Source organism: Salinisphaera sp., assembly GCF_035690525.1.
GTDB lineage: Bacteria > Pseudomonadota > Gammaproteobacteria > Nevskiales > Salinisphaeraceae > Salinisphaera.
This window is the reverse complement of record NZ_DASSKM010000021.1, coordinates 1-15,990: the sequence shown is the minus strand read 5'-3', so window position 1 is coordinate 15,990 and position 15,990 is coordinate 1. Positions and strand designations below refer to the sequence as shown.

Here is a 15,990-nt window from a genome sequence, read left to right as displayed (position 1 = left end):
CCGCGGCACGGTTCGATCGCTTGCGCGATCTATCGATATCTAACATGCAACAACGACGCGAACCTGGCAAACGCTGTACAGCACATGAATATAGCCGCCGCGCCCGCGAGCCGCGCCAGGAACGCCCCCATCCCGTAATCCCGGGCGCTCAGCCCGCCGCCTTCGCGGCGCCGGCCTGCGCCTCGGCCGACACATAGCGATAATATTCAATGCCGACGTCGCGGAAGTCCGAGCGGTCGGTCTCGCCGATTCGGTCGACCACGAACTCGTCGCTGGCCGGAGCGGCCTGCACGTCCGCCGGGTGGCCGTCGTGCAAGGCCGCGTACTGATTGGCGTCCAGCTCGACCGGCGTGCCCAGCGCCTGAGAGAAATTGATCCGCGCCGCGGCCTCTTCCCAGCCTTCGGCCACGCGCATCGGCAGCGCCTCGGCCGCGTCGCCGCTGCCATAGCCGAGCGCCAGCCAGTGCTGCCCGCCGAGGTTGAGCGCCTCGCCATGCGCCTGGGTGAACCCGGCCGCCAGCCAGGCCGGCAGCGCCGCGGTATAAAGGTTGCCGAGGTCGCGCATCATCTCGCTGCCGAGCGAGAGCTTGCCCGCGACGAGGTTCTGCCACAGCTCGGTCTTGCGCAGATAACGCATCAAATCGCCGGCCAGCGGAAACGCGTCCTGGCCGGATTCACCGGCCGCCACGCGGGCGCGCATATCCGGCGTCGCACTCGAAATTTCCGCCAGCAGCGCATCGGCATCGATGCTCGCGGAACCGGCATAATCGGCGAGTTCGGCGCGATTGTCGGCATCGCCGTCGGCAAGCGCGAATAAGTAGGACATGGCCCAGCCGGCCGAGGGCATGCGGTGATACGGACGATGCATGAACACCGCGTCCACCGAATGAAAATAATCGGCCTGCCGGCCGCCGCGACGCGCGAGCATGGCGTTGATCGCGGCCCGTGTGGCATCGATGTAGCAACTGGTCGAATAGCGGCCATTGAACACCGGCAAATCCTGCATCTGACCGTCCGCGCGCGGCGGCTGGCCGCGGAAGCGCGCAAACGGTTTGCGGAAATCGACCATGCGATAGTCCGAAGCACTGCCGGAACCGGCCAGATCCACGTGCAGCAGCTTCGGCTCGGCCTCGAGCAGAATCGCGACCGCGCCGGCGCCCTGGGTCGGTTCACCGGAGGAGCCGCGTTCGTATTCGGCGATGTCCGAGCAGACCACGATCGCCTTGCGATCGGCGCCGTCGGTGGCCAGGTAGCGCAGCGCGCCTTTGAGCGCGTACACGCCGCCGAGGCAGGCATGTTTGTATTCCGGCACCTCGCACGCGCGCGCCATGGCCGGTAGATCGTGCGCGGCCAGCGCATCGTCGAGCATGCCCTTGACGATCACCGCGCCGGCCGAATTGTCGCTCGACGACTCGGTGCCGAGCGCGAGATAGCCGACCTCGCGCGGATCGATTCGATAGGCCTCGATCAGGCGCCAAACCGCGTTCGCGGCCAGCGTGTACACACTCTGTTCCGGCCCGCGCATACGAAAGCTGCGGCCCACGACCTTGCGCACCTTGTCCCAGGGCTGGTCGTTCCACGCACACCAGTCCTCGAGGTTGACACGATATGGCGGCAGATAAAGCGCCAGTCCACTGATTCCCGGCATGATTGTTCCCGTCGTCTGGCGGCGCGCGAAACGCGTGCCCTATGGATTTCTACCCCCCTTATGCTAGCAAATGGTGCACTGTGCAGCCGACGATCGATCGGCGGCCTCTTTTTCGGTCTCGGCATGGCCCTGAACGATGGCGTATCCTTGCGCGCGAAATCGTCCGGGAACCGATGGCAGATCGAACATGAGCCAGGCCACTGCGCGCGCTCACAGCAATATCGCGCTGATCAAGTACTGGGGCAAGCGCCGCGGCCCGCGCAACCTGCCGGCGGTCGGCTCGATCTCGGTCACGCTGGACGCGCTGTACACCGATACCACCGTGGTCTTCGATTCCGCTCTGGACGCCGATCGCGCCGAACTCGACGGCCGGCCGGCCGATGCCGCGCGCCTGACGGCGTTTCTCGATCTCGTGCGCGAGCGCGCCGAGATCGATACCCGGGCCTCGATCGTATCGGCGAACAATTTTCCCACCGGCGCCGGCCTGGCCTCGTCGGCTTCGGGCTTCGCCGCGCTGGCGCTGGCCGCGAGCACGGCGGCCGGGCTCGAACTCGATCCGCGCGAGCTGTCGATTCTGGCGCGCCAGGGCTCCGGCTCGGCGGCGCGCTCGATCTTCGGCGGATTCGCCGAGATGTATCGCGGCGAACAAGACGACGGCAGCGACGCGTTCGCCGAGCCGATGCTGGCGCCGGCCGACTGGCCGCTCGAAATCGTGGTGGCGGTCACCGACCTGGCGGCCAAGGCGGTCAATTCCTCCATCGGCATGAGCCATCTCGACCGGCGCTCGGACTACTACGGCGCCTGGGTCGAGCATTCCGAAGGCGATCTGGCCGCGATGCGCGAAGCGATCACCGCGCGCGATCTGGAAACGGTCGGCGCGCTCACCGAGATGAGCTGTCTCAAGCTGCACGGGCTGATGATGTCGACCCGCCCCGGCCTGATCTACTGGAACCCGGCCACCGTCGCAGCCATCCAGGCGGTGCGCGGCCTGCGCGCGGCCGGTATCCCGGTCTATTTCACGATCGACGCGGGGCCGCAGGTCAAGGCGCTGTGCGCGCCCGGGCACGGTGAAGCGGTCGCTCGCGAGCTCGAAAGCGTACCCGGCGTGCTCGAAACCCGGCGCAGCGCGCTGGGCCCGGCCGCGCGCCTTCGCGCATGAACAAGGCCGCGCCGATCGTCGCGAGCGCCCCGGGCAAGCTGTTCCTGATCGGGGAATACGCGGTGCTCGAAGGCGCCCCGGCGATACTGGCCGCGGTCGATCGCCGCGCCCGCGTCACGCTCGCCGACGCGTCCGACGGCCATTGGCGTCTGAGCGCGCCCAATCTCGATATCCATCGGCTGGCGCTCGGCGTTGACGGACGGGCGCCGCCGGATGCCGGCGATGGTCTACGCGACCGGCTGCGCGTGTACGACGCGGTGCTCGCCCATGTCGCCGCCGAACTGGGTACGCCGCTACCGCCGCTGGATGTTCATATCGATACCACGGATTTCGCCCGCGACGGGCATAAGCTCGGGCTGGGGTCGAGCGCGGCGGTGGCCGCCGCGTTGACCCAGGCCCTGCTCGTGCGCGCCGGGATCGATGACGTGGATCACGCGCGGCTCGCGCGGCTGGCGATCGCGGCGCACCGCCAGGCCCAGGGCGGCACCGGCAGCGGCGGCGATGTCGCCACCGCCGTCTACGGCGGCATCATCGGCTATACCCAGGGCCGCCCCCCCGCTTCGCTGCAATGGCCCCCCGGGTTGACCGTGGTCGCGGTCGTGACCGGTACCGGCGCCCGCACGACCGACCTCGTAGGGCGCGTCCAGACATATGCCGGGGTTCACCCTAGGGGATTCGCCTCCGATATCGCCCGGCTCGCCGCGCTCGCCGAGAACGCCGCCGACGATCTCGGCCAGGCGACGTGTTTCGCACGTTTGGCGCGCGAATATTTCGAGGCGCTGATCGCGCTCGACCGCCATGCCCATGCCGGTATCGTAAGCGCCCGCCATCACGAACTGCATGCCATGGCGGCCCGCCACGGCGCGGTGTTCAAGAGCTCCGGCGCCGGCGGTGGCGACGTCGGCCTGCTGTTGGCCACGCCGCATGTGAACCAGAGCGCGCTGCGCCGCGATTTCGATGCCGCCGGGGCACAAATCATCGAGCTCGGTTTTGCCGCGCCCGGGGTCGCGATCGAGGGTCCGGCGGGCCGGCGCGAGCCGGCGCGAACGAGGACAGGCGAACCCGGGCTGCGCTAGACTTATGTATTAGACAACGATATCGACGCGGTGCCGGTATCGTGAACCATTCAGCGCGAGCTTTGCATGAGCCATTCCCGTATTCCCCAATTCTACAAGTTCTCGGTCGCCGATCGCCTACGCGCCCTGCTCGAGCGCGACGTGATCAGCGAAACCGAATACGACATGCTGGTCGACGGCACGCATCTGCTCGATGCGGACAAGGCCGACCGCCTGATCGAGAACGTCATCGGCGCCTTTGGGCTGCCGATGGGTTTGGGCCTCAATTTTTCGATCAACGAGCGCGACTATCTGATCCCGATGGTGGTCGAGGAACCTTCGATCATCGCCGCGGTATCATCGGCGGCGAAGTTGGTGCGACGCGCCGGCGGCTTCACTTCGACCGCCGAACGCCCGATGCTGATCGGTCAGATCCAGGTCGTCGACGTGCCGCACGCGGCCCACGCCAAGCAGGCGATCCTGCAGGCCAAGGAAGAGATCCTGAATCTCGCCAACAGCCTGCATCCCAACATGGTCGCGCGCGGCGGCGGCGCGCAGGACGTGGAAGTGATCACCCACGGCGCGACCGCCGGGCACGGCGAGATGCTCGTGGTGCACCTGATCGTGGATACCCGCGACGCCATGGGCGCGAATCTGGTCAATACCATGTGCGAGGGCGCCGCGCCGTTGATCGAGAAGATTTCCGGCGGCGAGGTATTCCTGCGTATTCTGTCGAACCTGACCGATCGCGCGCTGGTACGGGCGCGCTGCGTGATTCCGCCGAGCCTGCTGGAAGCCGGCGAATATGCGGGCGCCAAGGTCCGCGACGGCATCATCCTCGCGAACGAATTCGCCGAAATGGACCCCTACCGCGCGACTACGCACAACAAAGGCATCATGAACGGCATCGACGCGGTCGCGATCGCCACCGGCAACGACTGGCGGGCGATCGAGGCGGCGGCCCATGCGCATGCCGCGCGCACCGGGCGTTACCGGTCGCTCACGCGCTGGTACGCCGATGATGCCGGTCATCTGGTCGGCGAATTGGAGCTGCCGATCAAGGTCGGCACGGTCGGCGGCCAGGTCGAGTCCAATCAAGCGGTCAAGATCGCGCATCGCGTGCTCGGCATCGAATCGGCCGCCGAACTGGCCGAGATCATGGGCGCGGTCGGCCTGGCCCAGAATTTCGCCGCGATCAAGGCGTTGTCGACCCACGGCATCCAGCGCGGGCATATGACCCTGCACGCGCGCAGCGTGGCCATGGCCGCCGGCGCGACCGAGGCCCAGTTCGACGAGGTCGTGGACCGGCTGATTGCCGGCGGCGACATCAAGGTCTGGCGCGCGCGAGAGATCCTGACCGAACTCGACCGGGGCCCGAGTGTCGCCCCGCGTGCCGGCGGCGCGGCCCGACGCGCCCAGCCGGAAATCGTCGGCCACGGCGACGCGGTCGGCGACATGGGTTACGGCAAGATCATCGTGCTCGGCGAGCATTCGGTGGTCTACGGCCGGCACGCCATCGCCGCGCCGATCCCGCTCAACGTACGCGCCGAGGTGCGCGCGCAGGCCGAACAAATCGATCTGCTGATCCCCCGCTGGGGCGTGGAGATGCGCTTCTCCGAACCCCACGGCAAGATCAGTTCGCTACACGAGTCGATTACGCTGATCGCCGAACGACTCGGCGTGGCCGACCGCGGCATGCGCATCGACGTGTTTCCGCGCGTGCCGCGCGCCAACGGCCTGGGTGCGTCCGCGGCCCTGGCGGTGGCCGTGATCCGGGCCATGGCGCGCTGTTTCGATATCCGCCTGTCCGAACGCGAAATCTCGAATCTCGCCTTCGATGTGGAAAAGATCGCCCACGGCACGCCCAGCGGTATCGACAATACGCTGGCGACGTTCGGCCGGCCGATTCTGTTCCAAAAGGAAAACCCGACCGCCCGGCCCGAGATTCGCGATCTGGCCACGGCGCGCCCGATTCCGGTGGTGATCGGCCTGTCGGGCGTGGCCACGTTGACCGCGCAAACCGTGGGCAACGTGCGCGCGGCCTGGCGGAAGAGTCCGGGGCGTTATGAAGCCATCTTCGACCAGATCGACGGCTTAGCGCTGGCCGGCGTGGATGCCCTGGCGCGCGGCGATATCGCGGAACTGGGCGATTTGATGAACATCGACCACGGCCTGCTCAACGCGCTCCAGGTATCCTCGTGGGAGATCGAGGAACTGGTCGAGATCGCCCGTACCAGCGGCGCGCTCGGTGCCAAACTCACCGGCGGCGGCGGCGGCGGCGCCATGATCGCGGTCGCCGAAGACGATAAAATTCAGGCTGTGGCCTCGGCGATGCGGGTCGCGGGCTACAACTCCTTCATCACGGAGATTCGCTCATGAGCATGAATAGGGACGCCGGTGCCGCCAAGGTCGTCTCCTTCGACGATGAACCGCTGATCCTGGTCGACCGGGACGACAACGTGATCGGCCATATGCCCAAAGTCGAGGCTCATCTCGGCGAGGGGGCACTGCACCGCGCCTTCTCGATATTTTTGTTCAACAGCGCGGGCGACGTGCTGATGCAGCAGCGCGCGGGCGCCAAACAGCTCTGGGGCGGTTTCTGGTCGAACAGCGTATGCAGCCACCCGCGCCGGGGCGAGCGCGTCGACCAGGCGGCCAAGCGCCGGCTGCGCGAAGAAATCGACGTCGATGCCGAGGTCACTTATCTCTACAAATTCGAGTACCACGCCCGGTTCGGCGAGGGCGGCGCCGAACACGAAATGTGCTCGGTGTTCGCCGCGCGCTCGGACGCTCCGGTGGCCGGCAACCCCAACGAGATCGCCGACTTCGCGTTCATTTCGCCGGCGCGGCTGGACGCCGAATTGGCCGCCTACCCCGATCGCTACACGCCGTGGATCAAGATGGAGTGGCCGCGCATCCGCGAAGCGCATTGGTCGACGGTGACCGGGCTGCTTTCCGACTAATACCAAACTGCAAAACAAGGATATAAAAGGAAGACAAAAACAGTCCGCAAATAAACGCGAAAACGCAAATTAAAACTAATTTTCTTTATTTTGCGTGCTTTTGGCGTTTATTTTCGGACTTTCTCTTTTTTTATCGGTTATCGTTACCTCATTATAACGGCTGGTATAAGGGCCGCTGTTGACGTTGCATACGGCAACAGGCCCTGAGATCAGCCCGTCGAGCCGGCGGGCACGTTCGGGATCGGCGGGTATTTTCTCAGTTGGGCGTGAAACTGCTCGATGAAGCCGTCCGCGCCCTTTTCCTGAATCGAACTGGTGTATTGGCCGCGCTTCAAGGCCAGATCGCTCACGCCCTTGGCGACCACGTTGACGATCTTCCAGTTACCGCCGTTGTTATCGAGTACGTAGTTGATCGGAATCTCGTCGCCGTCGGACACGATCACCGTATTGACCTGACGACGGCCGCCGGGCGCGTCCTTGACGTCCTTGATCTTGAAGATTTGGCCGCTGTAGCTGTCGAAACGCGACGCATAGGTGGCCAGCGTGTCCGCGCGGAACATCCTCTGGTATTCCTGTTGCTGCTGCGGGCTGAGTTCGGCCCATGCGCTGCCCAGCGCCAGTTTGGCGATACGATTCAGATCGAAGGACTGATCGATCACCGGCGCCAGCTTCTTATAGCGACCGGCGAAGCCGAGCGGCTTGCCCTGTTTCATGGTAGCGATCAACTGGCTGTCGAGATTCTCGACCACACTGCGCGCCGGCTCGGCGGCCGCCGCCGTCCATACGCACACACAGGCAAGGATCACGCCCGTGGCCGCCAGGCCGCGGAACAAACGCATCACTTTTTTCATCTCGAATTCCTTGACTCAATCCAGACAGCATCGCCGTGCAGCATGCCTGTCGATATGGGGGCCGACGGCCGACCCATCAAGCAAATTAGGCCGTAGGCCAGGTGTCTGTATCCTGAACATATCGGCCGGGCACGGCGCTTGCGAGCGGCTCAAGAACGGCGATAGGCCCGCCCGCGCCAAGCGGTGCGCACACCACGCCAGTAGCGCAGCGCGGACGACCAGGTCATGGCCAGATAGATCGTGCCGATCAACGGCAGGGCCAGCGCCCACAGGCGCGACAGACCGTAATAGGTCAGCGTCGGCATATAGCTCACGACCATGCCGCCCCACGCCGCCAGCGCCAACCCGCGGGCTAGGGGATCGCCGAATAGCAGGGCGAGCGGCGGCGCCCAAAACATCAGCGCCATGACGACGGTGCAGCCCGCCAGCAACCAGGGCGAATAGCGCAACTGGCTGTAAGCCGAGCGCGCGACCATGGCGTGAATACCGTCGAAATCATCGTAGCCGCGCAGACTGACGGCCGCATGCGTCACCCCGACCCAGGTCCGCCCGCCGGCCCGGCGCACACAGCGGGCCAGTGTACAGTCGTCGATCACCGCATCGGCGAGCGCGCCGAAGCCGCCGATGCGATCGAGCATCGCGCGGTCGATCAATACACAGCCGCCGGCCGCCGCGGCGACATAGGGCGAACCCGTGTTGGACAGCGCGAACGGATACAGCAGCTTGAAGAAATAGATGAAGGCCGGGATCAGCAAGCGCTCGGCGAGGCTGATCATGCGCAGCTGCGCCATCAGCGAGACCATCTGCCGGTCGTCGACGATCGCTTTCGTCTTGAGCCCCGCGATCGTGCCGGGCGCGATCCGGATATCGGCATCGAGCAACAGCACGCGCGTCGTGGTCACCCGCGTGCGCGCCTGCTCCAGCGCCCATAACTTGCCGGTCCATCCTTCCGGCAAGGGCCGGCCCTGGATGACGCTCAAGCGCTCGAGCGCGGCGGCGCGCGCGATTTCCGCCGTGCCGTCGCTCGAGTTGTCGTCGATCACGATCACGCTGAGCCCCGGCCCCTGGCGCGCCAGCGCGGTCAGCGTTTGCGCCAGCGAATCGGCTTCGTCGCGCGCCGGGATCAGCACGGTCACATCGGACAGGTCCGCAGCCGCGGCATCGGCCTCATCCGCGACGAAGCGCTCGCGCAACAGCCACGGCAGCCAGGGCTGGGCCAGCAGGCCGAGCCAGACGATCAGTGAAATTAGAACCAGGATCGTGAATATCATGTCATCGGATACAAAAAAGGCCGCCGGCGCACCGACGGCCTCGAAAGGCGAATCGAAACCCAAACTAACCGAGTTCTTTTTCCTTCTCGCTCGACTGCCGCCGGCCGATCTGCGAGATCGGGATCTTGGTGGCGGTGGCCTCGGAGCGATCGCCGTACAGGATCGGGATTTCCTCGGCGAAGTCGCCCGACAGGCGCGGCCCTTTCATCATGACCTTGAGCGCTTTCAGCGGATGGGCGAAGGTATCTTCGACAGCGGTGCCTTCATAGCCGCAGTGCGCCATGCAGTTGTCGCACTTCGGGTTGCGGCCGACCCCGTACTTCTCCCATTCGGTGTTTTCCATCAGGCCCTTGAAGGTCTTTTCGTAACCTTCGTCGACCAGCAGATAGCACGGCTTCTGCCAACCGAAGATATTGTAGGTCACGTTCGACCAAGGCGTGCATTCATACGACTCGTTGCCGGCCAGAAAATCCAGATACAACGAAGAATGGTTGAGCTTCCAGTCCGCGCCGCGCTCCGCGCCGTGGCGGAAAATCTCGCGGAACAGATTCTTCGACTTGGAGCGGCCGAGGAACACATCCTGACGCGGCGCGTGCTCGTAGGAATAACCCGGGGAGACGGTGATGCCTTCCACGCCCAGATCGGTGACGTAATCGAAGAAATCGGCGACTTCCTGCGGCACTTCCCCGTCGAACAGGGTGCAGTTGATGGTCACACGAAAACCGCGGTCGCGCGCCATCTCGATGGCTTCGATCGCCTTCTCGAACACCCCCTCCTGACAGACGGACTCGTCATGGCGCTCCTTCAAGCCGTCCAGATGCACCGACCACGTGAAGTAGGGCGACGGATCGTAGTCGTCCATCTTCTTTTTCATCAGGATGGCGTTGGTGCACAGATAAACGAACTTCTTGCGCGCCACGATGCCCTTGATGATTTCGGGCATATCCTTGTGGATCAGCGGTTCGCCGCCCGGGATCGAGACCATCGGCGCACCGCACTCGTCGACCGCGTTCAGCGCATCCTCGACGCTCATGCGCTGCTTCAGAATATCCTTGGGATGGTCGATCTTGCCGCAGCCGGCGCAGGCGAGGTTGCACTGGAACAGCGGCTCCAGCATCAACACCAGAGGGTAACGCGCCTGCCGAGCGGCCTTCCGCCCCATGATGTAGCGTGCCACTTTGTACTGTTGAATTAGCGGTACTGCCATTTCGACCTCTCGTTGTATCCCGGCCGGCCCACGGGCCCAACCGGGCGCAGCAAATGTAGTGCGGGCGACCCCGCCACTACTACTGCATTATACATGTGTATGTTTCGTTAAGAACCAGTGTGTCAGCGTGCCGTGATCTCGGCAATCCGTATAATCAGGCATTCCATGTCTTGACCATCGAGATCTCCCATAGTCGAGATCCGAAAGATCTCGCCGGCAAGATCGCCCTGCCCGGCATAGATCACGAAGCCCGCCGCCTTGAGCCGGTCGTGCAGCGCATCGTAGGACACACCGCTCGGCAGTCGATACGAGCGCAGAACGCAGGAGCTGTGCCGCCCATCCAGCACCGCATCGATCCCGAGTGCCGCCAGCCCATCCGCCACCTGCCCGGCCAGCGCACGATAATGCGCGCGGCGCGCGGGCCAGCCGCCGGCCTCGGCGTGCTCGGCCAGGGCGGCCGCCAGCGCATGGAACGCGGGCACGGCCGGCGTGAACGGCGTGCCCCGCGCGTCCTGCTTTTCGCCGTAGGCGACCAGATCCAGATAGAGTGCGCGGGCTTTCGCCTTGGCCAGCGCGCTGCGCCGCGCGATTACGAACGCCGCGCCCGGGGCGCCGTGCAGGCATTTGTTGGCGGTCGCGGCCACCGCGGCCACTGCCGGGGCGAATTCGATGGCCTCGGCGCCGAAGCTGGACACGGCGTCGACCAGCAGCGCCGCCTCGGCCTTCGCGCAGACTTCGGCGATCGCCTCCAGATCGTTGAGCCGGCCGGTGGTGGTTTCGTGGTGCACGACGGCGACATGCGTGAATCGCGCGCCGGCAAGGCGCGCGGCCAGCGCCGCGGTATCGATTTCCTCGCCCCAGCCGAGCCGTAGCGTATCGTGGTCGATGCCGTGCACGGCGGCCATCTGCGTCATGCGCTCGCCGTAGACGCCGTTCTCGATCACCAGAACGCGGGCATTTTCGCCGGGCATCGAACTCATCATCGCCTCGACCGCGGCCGTACCGGAGCCGCTGAGCACGATCGGCGCCCAGGTTGCCGGGTCCAGGCCGTAGACCGCGATCAGGCGCGCGCGTATCTCGTCCTGCAGATCGAAGAACTCGGCCTCTCGATGACACAGATCGGGCGCGGCGAGCGCGGCGCGCACTCTCGGCGTCAGCGTCACCGGCCCGGGGTTGAGCAACCGCATACGGCTCACCGGGCGACTCACAATCCGGCGCCGATATGGGCCATCAGGCGCGCCCTGACTTCGGCCGGCGTGGCCGACGGCCGCGGCAGATTGGCCTTGTCGGTACCGGGCGCGATGTGCAGATGCGAGAACGCCGGGCCCTGCGAGCCGCCGGCCAGCATTTGATCGATCACCGCGCGGTCGTGGCCTTCGTAGGTGGTGCGATAACCGACCGCCGCCGCGATCGCCGCGAACGACAGCCCGGCCGATACCGTCGCCTGACCGCCGGTGGATTCGTGCATGCCGTTGTCGAGCAGCAGATGATATAGATTGGTCGGCCCGTAGGCCGCCAGGGTCGACATCGCGCCGAGCCGCATCAGCGCCGCGCCGTCACCGTCGACCACGATCACATCGAGATCGGGCCGCGCCAGAGCCAGCCCCAGCCCGAGCAGCGGCGCACAGCCCATTGAGCCGACCATATACAGATGATTGGCCCGGTCGGCCAGCGCGTAAAGCTCGCGCCCGGCGAAGCCGGTCGAGGCGATGACGACGCTAGCAGCCGGATCGGTGCGTTCGACCAAGTGGGCCAGCGCCTCGCGCCTAGTGACGGACGGCGTTTTCGGCGACGCCGGACGGAAGGTGATGGCGCCGCGGCTCTGGGTCGGCGCGGCGTTGTTCTTCAGTTCGGCCGGGGCGACCGTGCCCTTTTTCATGAGCAATACGTATGGACGGCCGGTCCGGTCCATATGCGCCTCGACCCGGGCCAGCGCATCGTCCACCGCCTCGGCATCGTCGGGAAAGATCTCCCAGGGCAGATCCATGGTGTCGAGCATGTCGGTGGTGATCCGGCCCATCAACTCGTGCTGCGGCTCATCGGCAACGTCGGGCGCGCCGCGCCAGGTCACGATCAACAGGATCGGCAGGCGGAACACCCAGGTCAGCGAGGTCAACGGCGAAACCGCGTTGCCGAGCCCGGAATTCTGCATCATCGCGACCGGGCGCTTGCCGGCCAGCGCCCGGCCCGCGGCCAGCGCGACGGCGTCGCCCTCGTTGGCCGCGGAGATATAGGTCAGCTTCTCGCTGTCGATCACCGTGTTGATGAACGGCGTGAGAAACGAACACGGAACCCCGGCATAGAAATCGTAGCCGTAGGCGGCCGCGCGATCGATGAAATCGTTGGCTTCAAGCGTCATGGGCTTTCCCTATATGAGCTATCTCTATATGAGCGTTGGCCGTGAGCGAATTCGGAGGCGGCGCGCAAGTCGTCCAGATCGTTGACGTCGAGCCAATGGCCGGTGATATAGATGACGTTCACGCAATGCCCGGCCGCGATCAGTTCGTTGAGCAGATCCGGCACGCCGGCGGTCTCGAAGCGGCCTTCGGCGCGCAGCTTGTCGAGTGCCGCGCGAATCCAGACCCGGCCCTCGCCGCGGCTGCGCATCACGCCGATCCAGCGCCCATGCGGCGCACTGTCCGGCGCGTCGTGCGCGCCGACGTGGGACAGCGTCACCGCCTGGCCGAACAGCGCGCGGTCGTCCGGCGCGCTGCACCAGGCCGGATCGCGCTGCGGCGCTTCGCTGCGCCGGCCCTCGGAGTCCACCACCACGGTGATTTCGCCGGGTGCTTCCAGCAGATCGGCGAGCACATGACGACGAAAAATCAAATCGCCGTAGATAATCAAGTTGTCGTCGCCGAAATGCGCGCGCGCGCGATCCAACGACGCCAGTTCGCCGGTGGTCTCGTAGTCGGGATTCTCGACCACCCGCACGCCGGCCACATCGATCGCCTCGGGCCGATAACCGGCCACCGCAGTGATGTCGTGCAACCCTTGCTGCTTGAACACATCGACCAGATGCCGCAGTAGCGGCTTGCCGGCGATCTCCAGCATGGCCTTGGGGCGAGCCTCGGTGACCGGTTCCAATCCCTTGCCGCGCGCCGCGGCCAGCACGATCGCGCGGGTCGCCGCCCCGGCGTCGCCGTTATAGCGCTTTTCCGCCTCGCGCAGTTCCGGATCGCCCTGCAAACGAAAGATCTCGGACACCGGCGCGATGCGGTCCTCGACGCCGGTCAGCGTTTCGGTCGCGTAGATCTCGGCCGCGGTGCGCTGCATCGCAGTGGCCGCCGCGCGCACCGTGTGGTTGGCCCAGATCACCAGGCTGATGCCGGCGGCGCGGAACACGTCGGTCGGGGTCGAGTAGTACTTGGTCGGCACGATCACCAACGGCGCCGAGCCGTCCCAACCGTCGGCGAACTTCTGGATGTTGTCGAATCGGGGCGCCTTGTCGTGGATCAGGATCGCATCCGCCCCGGCGGCCCGATAGGCCTTGGCCCGCGCCAGCGCCTCATCCACCGACCAACCGGCGATCAACGCCTCGACGCGGGCGACGATGCAGAAATCGGGATCGCGCTGCGCATCTTTGCCGGCGCGTATCTTGCCGCAGAACTCGTCGATATCGGCCAGCGGCTGGCGCTCGCCGTCGATGAAGCTGTTGGTCTTGGGAAACAGCTTGTCCTCGATACACACGCCGGCCACGCCGCGCGACTCGAGCTTGGCGACCAGCCGGCGCAGGTTGTTGAAGTTGCCGTAGCCGGTATCGCCGTCGAGCAGAATCGGCACGTCGGTGGCGTCGGCCATGAATTCCACCGCCTCGAGCACCTGGGTCCAGCTCGCCTCGTTGGAGTCGCGCACGCCGAAGGCCGCCGACAGCGCCAAGCCCGAGGCCCAGATACCGGCGAATCCCGCTTCCTCGACGATGCGCGCCGACAGGCCGTTGTGCGCCTCCATGATGAATTCGAGCCGGTTCGACGCCAACAAATCGCGCAGCGCGCGCGCCTTGGAGGGCCGGGTTGGATGATCGGCGGGCATAGCTATCCCTGAATGGTTTGAAGTTGGGGCACAATCTCGTCGGCCGCGCGCGCGGCGTCGGCCGGGTAATCGATCTCGATCCAGGGCAGCCCGGTCACATCGACCGCCTCGAACACGATATGCCCGGCGCGCATGACTCGCTGCAGCGCGGCCTCGTAAGACGCGTCCTCGTCGGCGGCGCCGACCCGTTCGCACTCGGCGGCGAGCGCGGCGCCGCCGGCCGGCGACAAACGAAAGAACCCGACCGATTCGCCGAGAACATCATAGACGAGGCCGTCCGGCAGCGTCTTGTCGAAAGCCACGATGCGGCCATCTTCCAGACCCACCTTGACCGCTTCGGCATCGTCGGCGCCCACGCCGCGATCCATGCCCAGCGCATTCGGGCCTTGGGCCGTGAGCAGCGCATCCAGCAGCCGGTGGTCGTAGAGCACGTCGGCGTCCATCAGCAGCACGTCTTCGCCGCTTTCCAGCACCCGGCGCGCCGCCAGCACGCTTTGCGCGCTGCCCTGGCGAAACGCCGGATTATGCGCGGTATCCAGCGCCAGGGCCGGCGCGACTGCCGGCACGAGCGCGCCGAGCGCCTGTTCGATCTGCATCGCCTCGAAGCCGACCACCACGGTCAAGCGCCGGATACCGGCGCCGGCAAGCAGCCGCAGATGTCGCTCCAGAAGACTGGCATCGCCGAACGGCAGCAGACATTTGGGGCCGCCGCCGGTAATTTCGTGGAGTCGGCGGCCCATGCCGGCCGCCAGCAGAACCGCATGCATTAAGTATCCGTTGGTCGATGAATTTCAGGGCCGGGCCGAGAGCGGCGGCGCGCGCGAGCCACCAGCCGGCCTTCGGCCCATTGCCACGCCACCAGCCCGGGCACGCCGAGCGCCAGTTCGCGCACGCGCTTGACCAGCGACAGGGCGAGCCCGGTATGGGCATCCAGGCCGATCAAGCCGGCCAGCAGCATGAAGCCGCCTTCCTGCACGCCGAGCGCGCCGGGAATGAAAAACGCCGCGCCGCGAATCGCCTGGCCGAGCGCTTCCAGCATCACCGCATCGGCCAAGCCGACCGGATGACCGAGAAAATACAGCCCCAGCCAGACCTCGCCAACGCCGGCCACCCAGCCGATCCAGCGCCAGACGAACGCGCACACGACCGTCCAGGGCCGGGCATAGAGGGCATCGATCGCGGCATCCAGCGATTGCGCGCCACCGACGAAATCCAGCCATTCGCGACCGCCGCCGATGCGCTTGACGAGCCCGGCCAGCGCGCCGAACAAGCCGCCCCGCTGCAGCTTGTAGAAGAACGCCAGCATGACCAGCATCACGCCGATGCCCAGCGCCGCGCCCCAGGCGACGGCCGGCCGGTCGATCAGAATCAGCAGCAATACCAGCCCCAGCACCCCGAACAGCATCTGCGTGAGCGCGGACAGCGTGAGATCGACCACCACCGTGGCGCCGGTCTCGGCCGCCTTCAGACCGTGCTTGATCAGCAGCCGCGCCTTGACGATATCGCCGCCGATCTGGGCCACCGGCAGTAAATAGTTGATGGACTCGCCGATCCAACGCGCCCAGACAATGCGGATCATGCCCGGGCGCGGGCGCCGGAACAAAATCCACCAGGCGTAGCTGTCGATCACCAGCGGCACGAGATGCCACGCCGTTACCGCGGCCAGCCCCCAGCCGGCCGCCGCCAGCGCCTGGGTGATCGCGGACAGGCCCTGCCAGGCCAGCACGGCGGTGAACAGGGCCACGCCGGTGAGCAGCATGATCGCGGCGGTACGCTTCATTGGGTCGATCGCGGCTAGCGCTTG

13 protein-coding genes are annotated in these 15,990 nt (G+C 66.2%); 4 read left to right on the top strand and 9 right to left on the bottom strand.

The window, feature by feature from the left end; translation table 11 throughout:
- Positions 1 to 148: 148 nt before the first annotated feature.
- A complete protein-coding gene (locus VFJ08_RS01365; protein ID WP_324994377.1) occupies positions 149 to 1,648 on the bottom strand; it encodes a hydroxymethylglutaryl-CoA synthase in 1,500 nt (499 codons plus the stop codon).
- Between the two features lie 187 nt (positions 1,649 to 1,835).
- Here VFJ08_RS01365 and mvaD point away from each other — a divergent pair, with 187 nt between their 5' ends.
- The 4 genes from mvaD to idi all read left to right on the top strand — a co-directional run bounded on the left by mvaD (position 1,836) and on the right by idi (position 6,825).
- Positions 1,836 to 2,807, top strand: coding sequence for a diphosphomevalonate decarboxylase (gene mvaD, locus VFJ08_RS01360; protein ID WP_324994375.1), 972 nt, complete (start codon positions 1,836 to 1,838; stop codon positions 2,805 to 2,807).
- A complete protein-coding gene (locus tag VFJ08_RS01355; RefSeq protein WP_324994374.1) occupies positions 2,804 to 3,883 on the top strand; it encodes a hypothetical protein in 1,080 nt (359 codons plus the stop codon). The genes mvaD and VFJ08_RS01355 overlap by 4 nt, the downstream gene beginning before the upstream one ends.
- 66 nt (positions 3,884 to 3,949) lie before the next feature.
- Positions 3,950 to 6,241 (top strand): hydroxymethylglutaryl-CoA reductase, degradative, encoded by a 2,292-nt coding sequence (locus VFJ08_RS01350; RefSeq protein ID WP_324994372.1) that lies wholly within the window; start codon positions 3,950 to 3,952, stop codon positions 6,239 to 6,241.
- Positions 6,238 to 6,825 (top strand): isopentenyl-diphosphate Delta-isomerase, encoded by a 588-nt coding sequence (gene idi / locus VFJ08_RS01345; protein ID WP_324994370.1) that lies wholly within the window; start codon positions 6,238 to 6,240, stop codon positions 6,823 to 6,825. The genes VFJ08_RS01350 and idi overlap by 4 nt, the downstream gene beginning before the upstream one ends.
- Before the next feature lie 209 nt (positions 6,826 to 7,034).
- Here idi and VFJ08_RS01340 read toward each other — a convergent pair whose 3' ends face one another.
- From VFJ08_RS01340 to VFJ08_RS01305, 8 genes are all read right to left on the bottom strand, one after another.
- Entirely contained in the window at positions 7,035 to 7,676 is a 642-nt protein-coding gene (locus tag VFJ08_RS01340; protein WP_324994367.1) for an ABC transporter substrate-binding protein, read from the bottom strand.
- A gap of 149 nt (positions 7,677 to 7,825) precedes the next feature.
- Positions 7,826 to 8,947 (bottom strand): glycosyltransferase, encoded by a 1,122-nt coding sequence (locus VFJ08_RS01335; RefSeq protein WP_324994365.1) that lies wholly within the window; start codon positions 8,945 to 8,947, stop codon positions 7,826 to 7,828.
- 64 nt (positions 8,948 to 9,011) lie between these two features.
- Entirely contained in the window at positions 9,012 to 10,154 is a 1,143-nt protein-coding gene (gene hpnH, locus VFJ08_RS01330) for an adenosyl-hopene transferase HpnH (RefSeq protein ID WP_324994363.1), read from the bottom strand.
- 122 nt (positions 10,155 to 10,276) lie between these two features.
- Positions 10,277 to 11,341 carry a 2-aminoethylphosphonate aminotransferase gene (locus tag VFJ08_RS01325; RefSeq protein WP_324994414.1) on the bottom strand — a complete coding sequence of 355 codons (1,065 nt, stop codon included), beginning with the start codon at positions 11,339 to 11,341 and terminating at the stop codon, positions 10,277 to 10,279.
- 17 nt (positions 11,342 to 11,358) lie between these two features.
- Positions 11,359 to 12,513, bottom strand: coding sequence for a phosphonopyruvate decarboxylase (gene aepY, locus VFJ08_RS01320; protein ID WP_324994361.1), 1,155 nt, complete (start codon positions 12,511 to 12,513; stop codon positions 11,359 to 11,361).
- A complete protein-coding gene (gene aepX, locus VFJ08_RS01315; protein WP_324994359.1) occupies positions 12,510 to 14,186 on the bottom strand; it encodes a phosphoenolpyruvate mutase in 1,677 nt (558 codons plus the stop codon). Before aepX ends, aepY begins: the two co-directional genes overlap by 4 nt.
- A 2-nt stretch (positions 14,187 to 14,188) precedes the next feature.
- Complete coding sequence (locus tag VFJ08_RS01310; RefSeq protein WP_324994357.1) at positions 14,189 to 14,953, bottom strand: phosphocholine cytidylyltransferase family protein; 765 nt, start codon at positions 14,951 to 14,953, stop codon at positions 14,189 to 14,191.
- Positions 14,953 to 15,990, bottom strand: a 1,038-nt coding sequence (locus tag VFJ08_RS01305) for a lysylphosphatidylglycerol synthase domain-containing protein (protein WP_324994355.1), incomplete at its 5' end; no start/stop codon positions are given. The genes VFJ08_RS01305 and VFJ08_RS01310, both read right to left, overlap by 1 nt.